Origin of the sequence: Jujubicoccus corallicola, from assembly GCF_047345645.1 — a bacterium.
In the GTDB taxonomy this organism is placed as follows: Bacteria; Pseudomonadota; Alphaproteobacteria; order Rhodobacterales; family Rhodobacteraceae; genus JBLEFH01.
Genome location: NZ_JBLEFH010000002.1, coordinates 471,306 through 489,507, shown reverse-complemented (window position 1 = coordinate 489,507; position 18,202 = coordinate 471,306). Strand labels below are relative to the sequence as shown.

Here is an 18,202-nt window from a genome sequence, read left to right as displayed (position 1 = left end):
TCGGATCAAAGCGTGTTTCAGCCCGCCAAAGCGTTTCTTCTAACGCCATGAGAGCGGCTCTGTCTTCTGATGATAAAGTCACGAGCTCCCTTCCCATCGAAATTTCACAGCGCGAGAGTCCAGATGAATGCAGACATATCAATTCGAATGTTGAATGTCCGCTCCGTCCGCACTGCCGACCTTGGGGCTCTGGACTATGCTGCGCGGTGCCACAGATGGCCGGTTTGGGCCGTCCCTACTGCCTAAACGGAACGACGTTTGAACCACCGGTGGCGAAGGCGGCTGCGCCTTCACTGCGAATTGCCCGGATTGCTTCCTCGAATGCGGCTCGGTCATCTTCGAAGAGATCATGCCAGACAATGGACGTCCCGTCTTCGGTAACGACTTCCAGCGACCAACCGTCCCCACCTTCGAGTTTGTAGATATCCACCTTGAAGGGTACGCCATCCTCGACAACGTGCTGGGAGGCGCTGGAGATGACAAGGTTGGGTTCGCGTTCCATGTGAATACCTCCTGGTTTTTCCTTGGAAGATAGAAGCAGCGAAGACGGAAGCCAATGTCCGCAATCGGGCTGCGAGCGCAGAATGCATTCACAAGCTCGAGCGACCGCTTAGGGCCGTTCTTGAATAATGGAAATCTCGGCTGGGGAAGATCCGCTTCGCCTGATCGCGCGGGAGTATGGCGCGCTTTGCGGGGAGTGGGCGCGTTGCGTTGTCGGTTTTGCCGTCCATCCCGCCGATGGCGTCCTCCATCGGTGACGATTTCAATCTCAGACATAAGTACGTGCTTAAGGCTATACTTAAGCCCCCTTGGTCAGGCCAAGGTGTACGGTCGAATTGGGGGCCAGCCCACTTCGCGTTGCAGTTTTTTCCATTTAAATCTGTGACTTCTTGATCAACTGCACGAAGCCTAAAGCTATTTGAACCCGGGTTCATTATCCTGAGTTTTGTATCAATCTGTAAACGGTAGAGCGCCCAAGGCCAAGCTGCTTTGCAATCTCAGGCGGTTTGATGCCTCGCTCTTTCAAAGCGAATGCCTGTTTTACCTTATCTTTCGGCACGGGCGAACGGCCTTTGTATTTACCTGCAATCTTAGCCCTATGAATGCCTTCGCGTTGACGGGTAAGCATCGTTTCACGCTCGAACTGTGCCATGGCTGCGAACATGGTCAACATCATTTTCCCGGAAGGTGATTTGGTATCCACATCGGTGCCCGCGAAGTCAAGGATACGAAGGCCGACGCCTTTCTCCTCCAACCCTTCGACTATCTTGAGCAGGTCTTGGGTCGAACGCGCAAGCCTGTCCATCTTGGTTGTCACCAATGTATCGCCCTTGCGAACAAACTTGAGTGCAGCATCAAGCTCGGCACGTTGCGCGACTGAGGACACCTGCTCCTTGAACACTTCTTCGCACCCGACTTTCTCGAGATCGCGCAACTGGGCTTCAAACCCTGCAACCTGTTCAGCGGTCGACGTTCTGGCATATCCAACGAGCATGACAATAAATCCCTTTGATATTTAGACTTTAAGGGATTATGTCCCTAAATGCAATAACAATGAAATAGGGACGGGTATCGCGTCATCCATATTCGTCCCCCAAAACCCCGCCCTATAGGGACTGAGCAGACATACGAACACGTAGACGCTATAGTATGTCAGAAGGGCCTTCTCATGTGCGACACAAAGTAATCATTCGATGAGCCAAGTTTTAATAAGCCTACACGAAAGTGATAGAACCAAAGGCTGCGCTAGCGCTTCACCCAGTGCGGCTTCGGGTTGCGGGAATATATCTCCCGCCTTGGGTTTTCGTGATACCCGATATTGAAAGCATTATCGCGTTTGAAGAAAGTCAGGCGGTGATAAGGCAGGTTCGCGTCGATCCACCATGCCAAGTCTTGCCATGTATCCAGATCGGTCTCGCCTGCATTAAAGGCTGGGATCAAGATACATGCAGCGCCCCCAAGATGGCCCTCTGCATCGCGGCGATCCCAGATGTGGTAACCGAAGTTCTTCTCGTTACTGGCGCACATAAGACCCTTGGCCGCGCCGAGTGCATTCACCCGAGCGGAACGGAAGCCCGACCGGATGATCAGAGGGCCGAACGCATCGGTAAGAGGTTCGAGGATATTCTCGCATAGCCGTTTACCCGCTTCAATCGCCAGATCAGGTTCATCTGGGATGTTGGGTATCCCGAATGCCGTGGCGATCTCCGATGCCAGGAACTGACGGAGTTGGTAGTTCTTTGATAACTTGACACGCCCGAGTTGATCGAGCTTCCAGAAGAGTTCTTTTGACATATATTATTATAACATTATCAATATATTATGTCTAAATTAATCTCATAGTCGCCGGATGTTGCTGTCTCCGCCATCTTCAACAGGTTCGTCGTAAACGCATCAGCCACGCGTATATGGGACTTCGCCCTCATAGCGTTCGGCATTCTATATCGCCCGCAGCGTTTCAAGGCGGGCTTCTTGCGTATGGAAGTGAACATCCTGAATGACGATCCCAGCGGCGGTGATTGTCAGAATGATTATCGTCCAAATTGTTTGACCCCCTTGGATTTATGAGAACTGCGAGAGAAACGGGCGCAAGGCGGACACAACACGATTGGCATATTCAAGCAACCACGCCAGATAAGCATCATCATCAAACGGGTCGCCCGGATAGGCGATGTCGATCATGATCTCGAACGGATCATCCTTGCCGTCTTGTTCGGTAATCGGTACGCCGATCTCCGCTGCGAGTTTGGGCCGTGCTGCGCTCAACTCATCATAAATGATCTGGCCCTCATCGTTCTTGAGTCGGAAGAAGAAACCAGCCGCACCCTTAGCCGTGCGATAGGCAGCGATGCGGTCGACCGGTTCTGGCATGGGGAGCTTTGCCCAACCATAGCCACCGCGTCGCGCTGGGGATTGCTCAGGATGATCGAAGCGCACGGCGTCGCAGAACGCCTGCCAGAAGGCCGCGTCAGCTTCCCGACGCCTTGCCCCATCTGGATCAATGACCGGCTCTGTATGCGCCTGCTGATCGCTCTCAGCCTCTATGGTCAGCGGTTGGTCATCCCGCCCCAGATAAACGCGGTGCGTGAGAACCTCGGTTCGCACTGGCACATGCGGGATGATGATCATTTCGCCTGCATCGCTTTCCCATATCTGGAACTCGACAAGTGCCAGATGCGTAGCCATGCTGCTGTTCATGTTGAGGTGATCCGCGATGGCGTGGACATCCTCTCGTATGCCGTCACCAGCGATGGCGACAATGAAATCTCCGGATTTGAGGCCGCGTGCCACCCGGTCATGCAGCACCTCTTCTGTGAGTGTACCACCAGCGACCCTGTAAGCTTGGTACAGCGCATTGGGGGATTTTGTGCCCAGTTGCCCCTGCAAGCGAATGTTCAGGTCGCTGTAGGACCACCGACGCAGCAGGGATGCGTATTCAAGCGCCTGCGCGATAACCTCCCGTCGGGCTTGCGGGTTGCGCCATAGCTTGCACTCGATCAATACTAGCTTGCCTTCTTCGGTCAGTCCGAAGATGTCGAGGTAGACAGAGATGCCGCCAGTCTTCGGAATGGTTAACTCCCGGCAGATCGGAATGAACTTTACCGCTCCGGGTTCGATCTGTTCAATCGGGAACAATGCGGGCTGGGTGAACATAAGCTCCTGAAACCACTTTTCTTGTTTGTCCTTGTTGGTTTCACCAAGGGAGATACGTCTGAGCGGGCGGAACTGATCATCTAACTGGGATATGAGTGCGGGCAATAAATTCTCCAAATACGGGTTTTACCGCAATAACGTAGTTACACTACGTATCTGTATAAAATACCGAACTTCAACGCAATGGAGTTGATGAATGCCGCATTGAAACTGCGAGCATGACCGATAACACCGAGATAACCAGCAAACTGGACAACAAACTTCATGCCCTGAGAGCGACGGTCGGTCGTAGGGTTCAGTCCGCACGCAAGGCGGCTGGCTTTACTCAGCATGACCTTGCCGAGATGATCGGGCGTTCGGTCGAAGCCGTATCGAACATTGAGCGTGGGGCAAGTCTTCCACCTCTCGATACTTTGTCAGCAATCTGTATCGCGCTGGATATGGAATTGACGGACATCATTTCGACAAGTGATGAGGAAGTCAGCGGCAAGCGAGCTGGCATTGAAATGGTCATGCTTCTGCTATTGCGCGACATGCATCTGCGCGAAGCAGAGACAGCGCTGGAACTCGTTCGGACTCTCCATAAGCGGCAAGCAACCGGACAAAAGGGCCGATCATAATCCCTTTAAGGGTTTACAATGACGCGGATGAGATTGAAAATCATCTTGTTCCAGCCAATAGCTCTTGTAAAAACTCAGGGCGAGGGCGCGCATACATGGCGAAGAAGTCATCGTACATTCTAACGACATCAGGGGTATCCGGGTACTCATCGGTTGGCGTCGGCGCGGTATTGATATTGGATACGCCCATCGTCTGAATCGTTTCAAGAACACGAGAAGACTGCGACCCCGTCAACCCACTTTTCTAGATTATGACGCCATCTTGCCGACGCGGCTACTTGCCAACTTCATTCCGAACTGTCCGCCTCGTAAAGAGCTGCTAAGGCCGTTCGTGCCGCCTGATACTGTGGGGCGAACGAATAGCGTCGACGGCCCACACTGACGACGACACCTCGCTTTTTAAGTCTCGTGATGATTGCAAGAAACGGGTCTCCGTCGGACACCTGATATACGTTGAGCAAAACCAGCGCTGGAAGAATGGCGCTCTCCGCGTCCCGGCTCCAGCGCCGCCAAGGATGGTTGCTGTTTCGCATTCGGCGCACCGAAGGTGAAATGTCGTCATCATCTTCTCCGTTCAGCGCTTTTGTAATGTACTGATCGTCGCAGGCCTCAACCACTTGACGGATCAACTGCTGAACAGAATACCCAAGACGTGGTGCATCTGTTGCGGACGCAAGTGTGTCAAGCACAGCGTTCACCCTTGCCGTAGCGTCATTAGTATACTTTTCTACAACATTGTTAAGCTCGGACAGATTATGTGCCGTAAAACTCTTGCTGACACCGCCGCGAAGACGGCCCGTCACTTGTCGAGTTTTATAACGGACTTCAAGTCTGAGCCTTCGGGTGGTTTTGGCATAAATCGCCAAAATTATCCCCTTGGCCAGCTCCACCTGATACGTTGGTGCATTGACCCCCTCATCCTGCACAGTCTGGTAGTCACGCAACCCTTCGAGACGCCCGATCGACCGGATCGCTGACCCTGCTCTGAGCATATACCCTACCGGGTCATCGTGCTGAAATTCGAAGTAAATCTCTATCTCGTGGAGCGAATAGTATGCGCTGCGATGCGTATTAAACCCGTCAACGATATAGTGCCTTGACTGCGCATTTATCCTGTCAGCAATGAAGCGATCTACGTCTCGAAGAAACAGCCTGAGAAAGTGCTGCCAGTAGGGCGGCCTTGAGGCCACGTGGAGCCTTGGCAATATGATGGCGTTGTCCTTGCCGTCGAGCGTTGTCTCAAAGCTCGTATGTCGGGCATCGCGGGTTGTAAAGAATGGTATAGCTGGCCAGTCACCTCCCCGCGTAACCTCCAGCGCATCAAAATTATTGAACTGGTTGAATGCCCGGGATGGATTAACGAAGAGGGTCGCCGTGATCTCGTATTGCGAAGGGCCGAAATCTGGAATTTCCATCTCGTGCTCGGGTAGGTGTTCTTCTAGTGGGACAGGAACCACTTCTGGCGACGGTGAACCGGGGTTCATACACCGGAAGCGAACATCGCCATTGATTATCGGCTTGCCAAGAATGACATGCCCATCGGCATTGCGTTCCACGCGCGGCGTGCAAAAAGACAGGTTCCCATTGGCCCTGTTGTTGAAGCGTGCTCTGTTGAAAAGCGAATGGGTAGTTCCCTCGCTATCCTCATATGTTTCGTCGGCCATCACTGATGCGATACCCATAGCAGAGCTTTCTACCCCGTGATGGTACCAGCTACCCAAGGTCAGCTTCATGCGATCTTGTTTGGCTCTTTCTGCTGTTACTCTGACACCGGGTTCTAATGTTGGTAGTCTGTGATAACTCAATCAACTTCCCCGACTTTTGGCGTTAGTCGTCTCTCAGCTGTATATATAAAGATGGGGTGGAGTTTTAGCTATCCTGCATATCATGAGGCGTTCTACGACGTGCAATTAGCTTGGTAATTAATAGCAGAAATATGCTACCGTGACAAGCGGATACCCCTATTATTTTGGCCGATGAACGATAGGGCATTTCAGGTTCTCAGGGTAAAGATGCGACAGATCAAGGCCATCGTAGCGGGTTCGAGAGATAGCTTCGTAAAGCCTTTTTACTGGATAGCCGCTTGTGCCATATTTGGGGTCAATATCGTGAACACTCTCCCACCCCTGTATCGCGATCCGCAATTCAAGTGGCACCCCGGCCTCTCGCATCGCGTCTGTGAAGTTGCCTCGAAAGCTGTGGAAGACCTTTTTCCTATGCTCCCAGACACCAGCAGCTTTTGAGAACGTCGCGAATTTCTTTGAGAACCTTGTCGATAACTTGCCGTCGCTTCCCGCCTCTGCATCTGGGAATAGCCGCGGGTGGTTGCTCTCCTGCATCCAGTCAATCAAACCTAAACTCTCGAGCATTGGATGTACCGGGATTGTACGCATTGCGTTATCGGTCTTGAGACGCTTGTCAAATGTTAGGCCGTGATATTCGGCCAACACTTCGTCGGTGATCTGGAAGCAGCTTATCCCATCTTTGACGACAACGTCGTCTTTCTCAAGTTGCAGTATCTCTCCCATTCGCATTCCGCTGAACAATGAAATCAGGGGCACCCAATATCGGCTCCGCCTAATGACGTTCGGGCCCGCGCGGTTGACGCCGTTGCCATCATCTTTGCAGCCTCTGTACAGAGGTCTGTTAAATAGTGTTGTAAGCTCGTCGGCTGTAAACGGTTGATACCCGCTTTGCTTGCGTTCATAGACCTTGCCCTTACGAGGAGCCTCGATCTCACATTCTTCTGCCGGATTGCTATTCAACCAACCTTTGCTCTTGGCGAACTTGAAGATGCCCTTGAGTACGACAAGGTTGTTCTTTGCAGCCGTATAGCGCTCACATTTCTTACCATGTTGCGCCTCATACGCCAAAGCAGCTTCTCGAAGCGTCATGCCCTTGTAGTGTTCGCTCGCATAGGCAGGGATGTTAACAAACAAGTCGGCCAACTCTTGGCAAATTGCGCGATTAATCCGCGTAATAGGTGTCTCGTTGCCAACCTCTTCCTTGAGGGCGCGTGTGGCGATCAAAAGTTGATAGTGACGTGACTGCTCGACTTTTTGGCTTTGTTTTTCCAGATAGGCTTTAATAAGCTGACCAACACGCACCGTTGGTACAGGTTGCAGATGCGCATTTGTATTTAGACCGGGCGATAACGTCGGGACTTGTAAGCTTGGTTCCCGGTGTTCGGCGTTTGCCTCAAGACGCCTACGCGCGATCTCAGCGTTGGCTTGTGCCAGTTTATCCGAAAGCTTTTGAAGACTGGGGCTGTCGCGCATTTTAGGCGGCAACGTAAGGCGCTCACTCTTCTTACCGCGCTTGCGCGCTTTGCCTTCGACCGTTGCTTCGACCTCATCACGCGACAAAAAGCCATATTTAATCAACTGTCGCAGGGCGGTGTAATGAAACGCTGTTCGGATATCCTGATCAGGATTGGTCAGGCCAGTTGTTTCATCACCCGTTGCAATCGCATCAGCCTCTGCATGGTCGAGCGCCAAATCTATGATAACGTCTTCACGGTTATCGTTATTCACCCCATGGCGATAGCCACCCGCATCTTGAACGCCGCGCTCAAGAGACTGGAAATAGGCAATGGCGATCTGGTCGATCTCGTGGTCTGAGAGCTTGAACGTGAACCCGGGTTCATTTGATGCATTGCGTTTAGAACCAGCTTGAGCAAAGGCGGCTTTGAGCTTTCGTATCTCTAGTTCTGTCATGATCGCGAATGTGGGCTGCCGATCAAAGGCATCTTTGAACCCACCTGACGACGGGCGTTCCACCCACTGTGTGCGTCCAAACTCATTTTTTGCAAACTCACGCAAGCCATCTGGCTTGTTCGGCACCTGCCTTCGAAGCTTCCAGCCTTTGTTGTCTTTGGTCACATACAGAGGTCTACGCACGTCGCTCATGCCTCAAGTGTACCCCTGAAGTGTACCCCAACGCAAGAAATAGACCAATGAAAGCAATGAGTTTCTTTAATATCAGTGCTTTAAGGAAAATCTGGTAGCGGAGGAGGGACTTGAACCCCCGACACGCGGATTATGATTCCGCTGCTCTAACCTGCTGAGCTACTCCGCCAAACCGTGCGGGGTATCTAGGCGAGCGGCGCGAGTGCGTCAAGCGCGATTTCGCCGCCCGGCCCGATTCCGGCGCGTTTTTGGGCCAAGGCTTACACCTCGGCGCCCTGCTCCATCGTCTCCAGCGGCAGCGCGGTGGTGAATTTCACCTCTTCCATCGACAAAAGCGCGGTCACGTTGAAGATTTTCACGTCGCGGATCAGTTCCTGGTAGAAATGGTCATAGGCGCGGGCATTGGCGACGCGGACCTTGAGGATATAGTCGATGTCGCCCGCGAGGCGATGCGCCTCCATGACTTCGGGGCGGCGGCGGACGGCATCGAGGAATCGTTTCTGCCAGTCCGCATCATGCTCGGAGGTGCGCACGAGGACGAAGAAACAGGCGTCGAAGCCGAGTTTTTCGCTGTCGAGAATCGCCACCTGCTTGCGCAGGATGCCCGCTTCGCGCATCTTGCGAATCCGGTTCCAGACCGGGGTTTTCGACGACCCGACCTCTTTCGCGATTTCGTCAAGAGAAGGCAAAGCGTTCTCCTGAATCAGGGCAAGGATGCGGTAATCGAGATCATCCAGCTTCATTTGCAAACTCCCGTCCGTCTCTGCGGGTATATAACGGAAATTATTCTAGCTCTGCAATTGAAATTATTTGATTTCAGAATATTTTCCCTTGCACGTGACGGCAACAAGGTCTTTATTGCGCGCAACGCCGCTGGTAAAGACCCGTGAGGAATTTATGACCGCGATAACGGATGAAAAGAAACTGATGGATAGCGCCGAGAAAATTCACCCCGATGCGCAGACCGTGACCGAAGTGACGCATTGGACGGATCACCTGTTCAGCTTCCGGGTGACGCGCCCGCGCAGCTTGCGGTTCCGCTCGGGCGAGTTTGTGATGATTGGCCTTCTGAAAGATGACGGCCGCCCGCTGCTGCGCGCCTATTCCATCGCCTCGCCGAGCTGGGATGACGAGCTGGAGTTCTATTCCATCAAGGTTCAGGACGGCCCCCTCACCTCGCGCCTCCAGAAAATCGAGGTCGGCGATCAGGTGATCGTGCGCCCCAAACCCGTGGGCACGCTGGTCCATGACGCGCTCTTGCCCGGCAAACGCCTTTGGCTGATCGCGACCGGCACCGGCTTTGCGCCCTTCTCCTCGGTCATTCGCGATCCGGAGACCTATGAGCGCTTCGATCAGGTGATCGTCACCCACACCACGCGCAATGCGGCGGATCTCGATTATTCCGCGCATATCGTGGAGAAAACCAAGAACGACCCGCTGGTTGGTGAGTTCGCGGCGGAGCGGTTGATTTACTATCCGACCACCACCCGCCAGGAGAGCCCGAAAATGGGCCGTATCACCGATCTGATGCGCTCGGGCGCGGTGTTTGACGAGCTGGGGATTGCGCCGCTGAGCAAGGAAGAGGACCGCATCATGATCTGCGGCTCCATGGCGCTGAACCATGATGTGAAAGACATCTGCGAAGCGGCGGGCCTTGAGGAAGGTGCCAATTCCAAACCGGGCGAGTTCGTGCTGGAAAAAGCCTTCGTCGGCTAAACCGCCCGCTTTGAGACAGACGAAAACCCCGGCCTCACCCGCCGGGGTTTTTCTTTGCCCGCCTTTGACCGCATAGGGCGCAGCCCTCCGAAAACGACGAAAGCGCCCGCTGGGGGCGCTTTTCCGCAAAGATCCGTGGCGCGGTTGACGGGGCTCGAACCCGCGACCTCCGGCGTGACAGGCCGGCACTCTAACCAACTGAGCTACAACCGCTAAGTGGATCTGACAGCAGTGGCGCGGTTGACGGGGCTCGAACCCGCGACCTCCGGCGTGACAGGCCGGCACTCTAACCAACTGAGCTACAACCGCAACTGCTGTTCGGGCCTTCTAGGCAAAGCACGGGCGGGGGTCAAGGCGATTTGTGGCGATTGTGACGCTTTTTCCTCTGCCGCTCCGCAGGGGTCGGAGTTTCCTGACCAAGGACCATGGCGCGACGCCGCACATTAACCCAAAAACCATATTTCAAAGGGGAAAATGGTGGGCGATGAGAGACTCGAACTCCCGACATCTTCGGTGTAAACGAAGCGCTCTACCAACTGAGCTAATCGCCCCTGAGCGCCCTCTTAGCCCGCAGATTAAGGCGGTGCAAGGCCCTGTTTTGCGCGCAAGGCTTGGAATTGCGCCGCGCCCTCTATATCTCGGTAGATGGACCCACAGAGAAGGAGGATCTCATGTCTCTGCGCATTAATGATACTGCCCCCGATTTCACCGCCAACACCACCGAAGGCGAGCTGTCCTTCTATGACTGGCTTGGCGACAGCTATGGCGTGATCTTCTCCCACCCCAAGGATTTCACCCCGGTCTGCACCACAGAGCTTGGCGCGATGGCGCAGCTTGCCGATGAGTTTGAGAAGCGCAACACCAAGGTGATCGGCGTGTCCATCGACAGCGTGGACGACCACCAGAAATGGAAGAAAGACATCGAGACCGTGGCCGGCACGCCGGCGAATTTCCCGATGGTCGATGACAGCGAGCTGAAGGTGGCGAAAGCTTACGACATGCTGCCCGCCGACGCCTATCTGCCCGATGGCCGCACCCCGGCGGATTCGGCGACCGTGCGCACCGTGTTCATCGTCGGGCCGGACAAGAAAGTGCGTCTCTCGATGACCTATCCGATGTCGGTTGGCCGCAATTTCTCGGAAATCCTGCGGGCGCTCGATGCGGTCCGCGCGACCGATGGCAACCCGATCTCGACCCCCGCCAACTGGACGCCCGGTCAGGATATCGTGGTCGCCGGTTCGGTGGATGACGCGACCGCCGAAGAGAAATTCGGGCCGCTCGACAAGAAGCTGCCGTATCTGCGCATGGCAAAGGACCCGAACGCCTAAGCCTCTGCTGCCTAAAGGTTAATCAGCCCGGCCCTCGCGCCGGGCTATTTTTTGCCGATGCGGACCCTCGGTTAAACTATGTGAATTGACGCATCCCCCCGACCCTCGCACAAAAGGATGCTTGCGGAGGTTGCGCAATGAGACTGACTTACAGACCCCTCACCGAAGATGATGCCGAGGCTTACCAGCCGCTCCGGGCCACGGGCGTGCGCAATTTCCCCCTGGGGTTCCTGATCAGCGTGGAGGATGCGGATATCTCCGAAGCGCGCTGCCGCAAGATCCTCTCGGCGGGCACGATGCGCGGCGTTTTCGAGGGTGACACTCTCATCGGCTTTTGCGGCTATCAGCGCCAAAGCCGCGCCCGCACGCAGCACCGCGCCGAACTCGGCCCCTTCTTCATCAACTCCAGCCATCACGGCTCCGGCGCGGCGCGCGCGCTGATGCAGGGCGTGATCGAAGAGGCCCGCGACAGCGGCGTCGAGCAGTTGGAGCTGCATGTCGACAGCGAAAACCACCGCGCGATCCGCTTCTACGAGAAAACCGGCTTCGAACGCATCGCCTACCTGCCCGACATGGTGCGCATCAACGGCGTGACGCGGAACGATCATATGTATCGGATGCGGCTTTAGGCGCCGATCACGTCCATTTTGCCGCTCGCGATGTGATAGACGACGCCCTGCATTTCCGACAGGCGGAGCATCTCGTCAGCACTGCGCCCCAAGGCGAGCCCGCGCAAGATTTGGGAAGTAATCCCGTGCGTGACGATGACAGACTGCCCGCGCAGCTCCTTTAGGAAAGAGCCGATACGGGCGCGAAAGGCGTCTTCCCCGTCCCCGCCCGGCATATCGAAACACCACCCTTCGCGAAGGCCGTCGTCCTCGGCGGCCTCAGGACATTTCGCGTGAATTTCGGGCACTGTCAGCCCCGAGCAGTCGCCAATGTCGATCTCCATGAGGCGGTCATCCGCTGTGATCTCTCGCGCGACGCCCTCAAGCGCAATCTCGGCGGTGCGGCGCGCCCGCCCAAGCGGGCTGGTGAAAAATCGCATGTCCGGCGGCAGAGCGAGGCCGCGCATCAACCTGTTCTGCGCTGCGGCCTGCGTCTCGCCTAGCGGTGTGAGAGGCGAGTCGAGATGCCCCTGAAATCGGCCCGCACGGTTCCATTCGGTCTGCCCGTGCCGCAGCACCCAAAGCTCGGGGAACGCTTGCGCCATGATCGCCGCCTCCATCTGCGAAAACAAAAACGCCGGCCCCTTGGGACCGGCGTGAAATCTGGTGGGTGATAAGAGATTTGAACTCCTGACATCTTCGATGTGAACGAAGCGCTCTACCACTGAGCTAATCACCCGTGAGGCGGGTATTTACGCCGCCCGCGCGGTTTGGGCAAGGGGGGAGCGGGATTTTTTCGCGGTCCCGCCCAAAGAAAACCGCGCCCAAGAAAAAACCCGCCCCGGTGAGGGGGCGGGCCTTTGGCTTAGTGATGCGCCGTCGCGCTGGCGCCTTGGCCATCGGCGGTCAGGGGCTTGGCGAGTTCCGCCGCCTCGTCCCATTCCACCGGCTCCGGCGTCTCGGTCAGCGCGTGTTTCATCACCTCGTCCACCGTGGAGACGGGGATGATCGTCAGCCCCTCTTTCACGTTGTCCGGGATGTCCGGCAGATCCTTCTCGTTATCCGCCGGGATCAGCACCGTTTTGATGCCGCCGCGCAGCGCCGCGAGAAGTTTCTCCTTCAGCCCGCCAATCGGCAGCACATTGCCGCGCAGCGTGACCTCGCCGGTCATGGCGATGTCGCGGCGGACCGGGATTTGCGTGAGCACCGACACGATGGAGGTCACCATCGCGATGCCCGCGCTCGGCCCGTCCTTCGGCGTCGCGCCTTCGGGAACGTGGACGTGGATGTCGATCTTCTCGAAGGTCGGCGGCGTCACGCCAAGGCTCGGCGCACGGGAGCGCACGAACGACGACGCGGCTTCGATGGATTCCTTCATCACATCGCCGAGTTTCCCCGTGGTCTTCATGCGGCCCTTGCCGGGCAGACGCAGCGCTTCGATCGAGAGCAAATCGCCGCCCACCTCGGTCCAGGCCAGACCCGTGGTGGTGCCGATGCTGTCCTTCTCCTCGGCCAGACCGAATTTGAAGCGCTTCACCCCGAGATAATCCGACAGATTGTCCGCCGTCACCTCGATGGTCTTGGCGTCGCCCTTCACGATGTTGGTCACCGCTTTACGGGCAATTTTCGCAAGCTCGCGCTCCATATTCCGCACGCCCGCCTCGCGGGTATAGACGCGCACGATCTCGGTCAGCGCACTGTCCTGAACGGTCAGCTCGCCCTTCTTCAGACCATGCGCCTTGAGCTGCTTCGGCAGCAGGTGACGCTTGGCGATCTCGACCTTTTCATCCTCGGTGTAGCCCGAGAGGGTGATGATCTCCATCCGGTCCAAAAGCGGCCGCGGCATGTTGTAGCTGTTGGCCGTGGTGAAGAAGAGGACGTTCGACAGATCGTATTCCACTTCCATGTAATGGTCGGTGAAGGTCGCGTTCTGCTCAGGGTCCAGCACCTCCAGCATTGCCGAGGCCGGATCGCCGCGGAAGTCCTGACCCATCTTGTCGATCTCGTCGAGCAGGATGAGCGGATTCGTGGTTTTCGCCTTCTTCATCGACTGGATGATCTTGCCGGGCATGGAGCCGATATAGGTCCGCCGGTGGCCGCGAATCTCGGATTCGTCCCGCACACCGCCAAGGGAGATGCGGATGAACTCGCGCCCGGTCGCCTTCGCCACCGATTTGGCGAGCGAGGTTTTCCCGACGCCCGGAGGGCCGACGAGGCAGAGAATCGGGCCTTTGAGTTTGGCCGAACGCTTCTGCACGGCGAGAAACTCAATGATCCGTTCCTTGACCTTCTCCAGACCGTAGTGATCGTTGTCGAGCACCTCTTCGGCCTTGTTGAGATCCTTTTTGACACGCGATTTCCTCGACCACGGAATCGAGACGATCCAGTCGAGATAATTGCGCACAACCGTCGCTTCGGCGGACATGGGCGACATGTTGCGCAGCTTTTTCATCTCAGCATCGGCCTTTTCCTGCGCCTCTTTGGGCAGTTTGGCCTCCTCGATCCGCTGCTCCAGCTCGGCGATTTCATTGTCGCCGTCATCGCCTTCGCCAAGCTCGCGCTGAATGGCCTTCATCTGCTCATTCAGGTAATACTCGCGCTGCGTGCGCTCCATCTGGGTTTTGACGCGGGATTTGATCTTCCGCTCGACCTTGAGGACGGACATTTCGCCCTGCATCAACCCGTAGATCCGCTCCAGACGTTTGGCGATGTTGATCTCTTCCAAAAGTGCCTGCTTGTCCTCGATCTGCCCGCCCAAATGGCCGGCAACCGTATCGGCAAGCTGCGCCGCGTCGGTGATTTCACCAACGGCGCCAACCGCTTCGTCAGAAATGTTCTTGTTCAGCTTGGCATAACCCTCAAAGGCCTGCCGCACGGAATTGGCATGGGCTTCGATCTCCGCCGCATCGCCGCGCTCTTCGGGCAGAACAGTCGCCTCGGCCTCGAAAAAGGCGTCATTGTCGAGATAGTTGTCGATGCGCACACGCTCCTGCCCCTCGACCAGCACTTTCACCGTGCCGTCCGGGAGTTTCAGCATTTGCAGCACATTGGCGAGCACGCCAACGTTGTGGATCGCATCCGTTTTGGGGTCATCATCGGACGCATCCTTCTGGCTTGCCAAAAGGATCCGCTCATCACCAGCCATGACATGCTCAAGCGCGCGCACCGATTTCTCGCGGCCCACGAAAAGCGGCACCACCATATGCGGGAACACGACGATGTCACGGAGGGGTAGGACAGGAAATGTCGTCATAAGTCTTCCTTCTCTTGCGAGACAGTCTGCCCCGATCAGCGGCGGCATACCATCCCCAAATCAATGGGTCATAATTGGGGTTTGATTAGGAATGGTTCAAGAGAGGTTAACGCTCGGGAATATCTCCCTCCGCGCGCCGTTCATGGAAGCGGGCGGCGAAATCATCAAGCGTGCATTGCGCAATCGCGTCTCGCATTCCGGCCATCAGTTCCTGATAATAATGCAAATTATGCCATGTCAGCAGCATGGAGCCGATGATCTCATTGGCGCGCACGACATGGTGCAGATAGGCCCGCGAATAGTTTTGGCAGGCCGGGCAGGTGCAAGCCTCATCGAGCGGGCGGGGGTCGTCCGCGTGGCGGGCGTTGCGGATATTGATGGCGCCCATGCGAGTTTGCGCTTGCCCCGTGCGGCCCGAGCGGGACGGCAGCACGCAGTCGAACATATCCACACCGCGCTGCACCGCGCCGACGAGATCATCGGGTTTGCCAACGCCCATCAGATAGCGCGGGCGGTCCTGCGGCAGCATATCGGTGCAGAAATCGAGGGTGGAGAACATCAGCTCCTGCCCCTCCCCGACCGCGAGCCCGCCAATCGCATAGCCGTCAAAGCCGATCTTTTTCAGCGCTTCGGAGGATTCGGCGCGCAAATCTTCATGGACGCCACCCTGCTGGATGCCGAACAGCGCATAGCCGGGCCGGTCGCCAAACGCCTCGCGGGAGCGCTCCGCCCATCTCATCGAGAGTCGCATGGCCTTGGCCGCCCCTTCTTTATCAATGGGATACGGCGCACATTCGTCGAAACACATGGTGATGTCCGAGCCGAGCAGGCGCTGAATCTCAATGGAGCGCTCCGGGGAGACGAAATGTTTCGAGCCGTCGATATGCGATTTGAACGTCACGCCCTCTTCGGTGAGTTTGCGCAGTTTCGACAGGCTCATCACCTGAAACCCGCCCGAATCGGTGAGAATCGGGCGCTGCCAATTCATGAATTGATGCAGACCGCCCAGATTCGCGATCCGCTCCGCACCGGGCCGCAGCATCAGATGATAGGTGTTGCCGAGCAGAATATCCGCTCCCGTGGCACGCACCGAGTCGGGCATCATCGCCTTGACCGTCGCCGCCGTGCCGACCGGCATGAAGGCGGGCGTGCGGATCTCGCCTTTCGGTGTGTGAATCGCCCCGGTGCGCGCCAAGCCGTCCCGCGCCGCAATCTCAAACGTAAACTTTTCCATTCAGCCCCTCTCTGGACGATCCGGCCCCTGTTTCCTATATATCCGATCAGGAATTATTGAGGCTCGCCATGAACGCGACAAGCGAAACTCCGGTTGAAGGCACCGCGCTGATCAAGCCTTCCACACATGACCATCCGCTCTATGAGCCGATTGTCGAAGCCTGCCGCACGGTCCACGACCCGGAAATTCCGGTGAATATCTATGACCTCGGGCTGGTCTACACAATCGAGATTTCCGATGAGGGCGAGGTCGATGTGCTGATGACGCTGACCGCCCCCGGCTGCCCCGTGGCGGGTGAGATGCCGGGATGGGTGGCTGATGCGATCGAGCCGCTGCCCGGTGTGAAAACCGTGAATGTGCAGCTTGTGTGGGAGCCGCCCTGGGGCATGGAAATGCTGTCCGACGAGGCGCGGCTGGAACTCGGCTTCATGTGAAGCCGCATGGGCGCCCTTGAGCGGCGCCCGCATCCGCCCTATTTTAGAAGGGATTGGAGAGAAGACATGTTTGGGATTCCCGGCAAAAATGCGGTCAATCTGACCCCCGCTGCGGTGGTGCAGATCAAGGGCCTGATGGAGAAATCCGGCAAGCAGGGCCTGCGTCTTGGCGTCAAGAAAGGCGGCTGTGCGGGCATGGAATACACCATGGATTATGTCGATTCCATCGACCCCAATGACGAGGTGGTCGAGCAGGATGGCGCGCGGGTGATGATCGCCCCGATGGCGCAGATGTTTTTGTTCGGCACGGAGATCGACTATCGCGTCGGCCTCTTGGAGCAGGGCTTTGCCTTCAACAATCCCAATGTGACCGAAGCCTGCGGCTGCGGCGAGTCGATCAAGTTCAAGGACATGTAAATGGCCGTCACGGAGGAGGACATCGCCTTTATCCGTGATCTCTTCGGCCCTTTGGGAATCACCACCCGCAAGATGTTCGGCGGGCTGGGGATTTATTCCGGCGGGCAAATTTTTGCGGTGCTGGATTCGACTGGCATTCTCTACATCAAGGCCCGCGACGCGCTGGCGGAGGATCTTGCCGCCGAGGGCGCGAGCCAATTCACCCCCTCCATGACCGACAAAAGCGGAAAGACCCGCAGCGGAGCAATGCCGTATTGGTCTCTGCCCGAAGCTGCGTTAGACGACCCGGAGGAGGCCGTCCACTGGGCGCGCCGGTCATTGGAGGAGAACTGACATGAAAACGCTGGTTGCGGGAAACTGGAAGATGAATGGCGAGGCGAGCGCCCTGCCCGATTTTGCAAAGCTCACCGGAGATTGCGAGATTCTCGTCTGCCCGCCTTTCACGCTGATCTCCGCACTGGCGGCGGAAAAGCCCGCGCAAGTCATGGTGGGGGCGCAGGATTGCCACGCCGCCGCCTCGGGCGCGCATACCGGCGATGTGTCCGCGCCGATGCTGAAGGCGGCGGGCGCGACTCATGTTATCCTCGGCCATTCCGAGCGCCGCACCGATCATGGCGAGACGGATGATACGGTCCTCGCCAAGGCCGAAGCCGCGCTTGCCGAGGGTCTGGTCGCGATCATCTGCGTCGGCGAGACCGAAGCGGAACGCGACGCGGGCCGCGCGGGCGAAGTGGTGGGCGCGCAAATCGCCGGCTCCGTGCCCGAAGGCGCCACGCCAGAAACCCTTGTGATTGCGTATGAACCGGTCTGGGCCATCGGCACCGGCCGCGTGCCCACCAATGAGCAGATCACCGAAATGCACGCCCTCATCCGCGAGAAAATCGGCGACGGCGTGCGGATCCTCTACGGCGGGTCGGTGAAGCCCGGTAATGCCGCGGAGATTTTCGCCCTGCCCAATGTCAACGGCGGGCTGATTGGCGGCGCCTCCCTGAAAACCGCTGACTTTCAGGGCATTATCGACGCGGCTTAA

General features: G+C 56.9%; 18 protein-coding genes and 5 tRNA genes. 8 read left to right on the top strand and 15 right to left on the bottom strand.

What is annotated here, in order from left to right; translation table 11 throughout:
* Positions 1-235: 235 nt before the first annotated feature.
* From ACMA5I_RS05150 to ACMA5I_RS05135, 4 genes are all read right to left on the bottom strand, one after another.
* Positions 236-502, bottom strand: coding sequence for a hypothetical protein (locus tag ACMA5I_RS05150; protein ID WP_525885165.1), 267 nt, complete (start codon positions 500-502; stop codon positions 236-238).
* 432 nt (positions 503-934) lie between these two features.
* Positions 935-1,495 (bottom strand): recombinase family protein, encoded by a 561-nt coding sequence (locus ACMA5I_RS05145; RefSeq protein ID WP_525885164.1) that lies wholly within the window; start codon positions 1,493-1,495, stop codon positions 935-937.
* Between the two features lie 251 nt (positions 1,496-1,746).
* The gene (locus ACMA5I_RS05140) at positions 1,747-2,295 is read right to left on the bottom strand and encodes a hypothetical protein (protein ID WP_525885163.1); all 549 of its coding nucleotides are present in this window, start codon (positions 2,293-2,295) and stop codon (positions 1,747-1,749) included.
* A gap of 267 nt (positions 2,296-2,562) precedes the next feature.
* Positions 2,563-3,771 (bottom strand): hypothetical protein, encoded by a 1,209-nt coding sequence (locus tag ACMA5I_RS05135; protein WP_525885162.1) that lies wholly within the window; start codon positions 3,769-3,771, stop codon positions 2,563-2,565.
* A gap of 101 nt (positions 3,772-3,872) precedes the next feature.
* On the opposite strand from ACMA5I_RS05135, the gene relB reads away from it, so the two are divergent.
* On the top strand, positions 3,873-4,274 hold the full coding sequence (gene relB / locus ACMA5I_RS05130; protein WP_525885161.1) for a type II toxin-antitoxin system RelB family anti-toxin: 402 nt from the start codon (positions 3,873-3,875) through the stop codon (positions 4,272-4,274).
* Between the two features lie 287 nt (positions 4,275-4,561).
* Here the strand turns inward: relB and ACMA5I_RS05125 are convergent, their stop codons facing one another.
* From ACMA5I_RS05125 to ACMA5I_RS05110, 4 genes are all read right to left on the bottom strand, one after another.
* Positions 4,562-6,007, bottom strand: coding sequence for a hypothetical protein (locus ACMA5I_RS05125; RefSeq protein ID WP_525885160.1), 1,446 nt, complete (start codon positions 6,005-6,007; stop codon positions 4,562-4,564).
* A 231-nt stretch (positions 6,008-6,238) separates the two neighbouring features.
* Positions 6,239-8,182, bottom strand: coding sequence for a hypothetical protein (locus tag ACMA5I_RS05120; RefSeq protein WP_525885159.1), 1,944 nt, complete (start codon positions 8,180-8,182; stop codon positions 6,239-6,241).
* Positions 8,183-8,274: 92 nt separating this feature from the next.
* Positions 8,275-8,351 (bottom strand) — tRNA-Met (locus tag ACMA5I_RS05115).
* 91 nt (positions 8,352-8,442) lie between these two features.
* A complete protein-coding gene (locus ACMA5I_RS05110) occupies positions 8,443-8,925 on the bottom strand; it encodes an Lrp/AsnC family transcriptional regulator (protein ID WP_525885158.1) in 483 nt (160 codons plus the stop codon).
* A 154-nt stretch (positions 8,926-9,079) separates the two neighbouring features.
* Here ACMA5I_RS05110 and ACMA5I_RS05105 point away from each other — a divergent pair, with 154 nt between their 5' ends.
* Positions 9,080-9,898 carry a ferredoxin--NADP reductase gene (locus ACMA5I_RS05105; RefSeq protein ID WP_525885157.1) on the top strand — a complete coding sequence of 273 codons (819 nt, stop codon included), beginning with the start codon at positions 9,080-9,082 and terminating at the stop codon, positions 9,896-9,898.
* Positions 9,899-10,034: 136 nt separating this feature from the next.
* Here the strand turns inward: ACMA5I_RS05105 and ACMA5I_RS05100 are convergent.
* The 3 genes from ACMA5I_RS05100 to ACMA5I_RS05090 all read right to left on the bottom strand — a co-directional run bounded on the left by ACMA5I_RS05100 (position 10,035) and on the right by ACMA5I_RS05090 (position 10,449).
* Positions 10,035-10,111 (bottom strand) — tRNA-Asp (locus ACMA5I_RS05100).
* Between the two features lie 19 nt (positions 10,112-10,130).
* Positions 10,131-10,207 (bottom strand) — tRNA-Asp (locus tag ACMA5I_RS05095).
* 166 nt (positions 10,208-10,373) lie between these two features.
* Positions 10,374-10,449, bottom strand: a tRNA-Val gene (locus tag ACMA5I_RS05090).
* 120 nt (positions 10,450-10,569) lie between these two features.
* On the opposite strand from ACMA5I_RS05090, the gene ACMA5I_RS05085 reads away from it, so the two are divergent.
* Together ACMA5I_RS05085 and ACMA5I_RS05080 are read left to right on the top strand one after the other, a co-directional pair.
* Positions 10,570-11,226 (top strand): peroxiredoxin, encoded by a 657-nt coding sequence (locus tag ACMA5I_RS05085; protein WP_525885156.1) that lies wholly within the window; start codon positions 10,570-10,572, stop codon positions 11,224-11,226.
* A gap of 137 nt (positions 11,227-11,363) precedes the next feature.
* On the top strand, positions 11,364-11,855 hold the full coding sequence (locus tag ACMA5I_RS05080) for a GNAT family N-acetyltransferase (protein ID WP_525885155.1): 492 nt from the start codon (positions 11,364-11,366) through the stop codon (positions 11,853-11,855).
* On the opposite strand, the gene ACMA5I_RS05075 is transcribed toward ACMA5I_RS05080, so the two are convergent.
* From ACMA5I_RS05075 to tgt, 4 genes are all read right to left on the bottom strand, one after another.
* Positions 11,852-12,439 carry a histidine phosphatase family protein gene (locus ACMA5I_RS05075; protein WP_525885154.1) on the bottom strand — a complete coding sequence of 196 codons (588 nt, stop codon included), beginning with the start codon at positions 12,437-12,439 and terminating at the stop codon, positions 11,852-11,854. The two genes, ACMA5I_RS05080 and ACMA5I_RS05075, sit on opposite strands and share 4 nt — an antisense overlap.
* 59 nt (positions 12,440-12,498) lie before the next feature.
* Positions 12,499-12,573: transfer RNA gene (locus tag ACMA5I_RS05070), tRNA-Val, on the bottom strand.
* A gap of 126 nt (positions 12,574-12,699) precedes the next feature.
* Positions 12,700-15,087 carry an endopeptidase La gene (gene lon, locus ACMA5I_RS05065; RefSeq protein ID WP_525885153.1) on the bottom strand — a complete coding sequence of 796 codons (2,388 nt, stop codon included), beginning with the start codon at positions 15,085-15,087 and terminating at the stop codon, positions 12,700-12,702.
* A 106-nt stretch (positions 15,088-15,193) separates the two neighbouring features.
* Positions 15,194-16,321, bottom strand: coding sequence for a tRNA guanosine(34) transglycosylase Tgt (gene tgt / locus ACMA5I_RS05060; protein WP_525885152.1), 1,128 nt, complete (start codon positions 16,319-16,321; stop codon positions 15,194-15,196).
* 68 nt (positions 16,322-16,389) lie between these two features.
* Between tgt and ACMA5I_RS05055 the strand changes: the two genes are divergently transcribed.
* The 4 genes from ACMA5I_RS05055 (at position 16,390) to tpiA (ending at position 18,202) form a co-directional block, all read left to right on the top strand.
* Positions 16,390-16,755, top strand: coding sequence for an SUF system Fe-S cluster assembly protein (locus tag ACMA5I_RS05055; protein ID WP_525885151.1), 366 nt, complete (start codon positions 16,390-16,392; stop codon positions 16,753-16,755).
* Positions 16,756-16,821: 66 nt separating this feature from the next.
* Positions 16,822-17,172, top strand: coding sequence for a HesB/IscA family protein (locus ACMA5I_RS05050; protein WP_525885150.1), 351 nt, complete (start codon positions 16,822-16,824; stop codon positions 17,170-17,172).
* Entirely contained in the window at positions 17,173-17,505 is a 333-nt protein-coding gene (locus ACMA5I_RS05045) for a TfoX/Sxy family protein (RefSeq protein ID WP_525885149.1), read from the top strand.
* 1 nt (position 17,506) lies between these two features.
* A complete protein-coding gene (gene tpiA, locus ACMA5I_RS05040; protein ID WP_525885148.1) occupies positions 17,507-18,202 on the top strand; it encodes a triose-phosphate isomerase in 696 nt (231 codons plus the stop codon).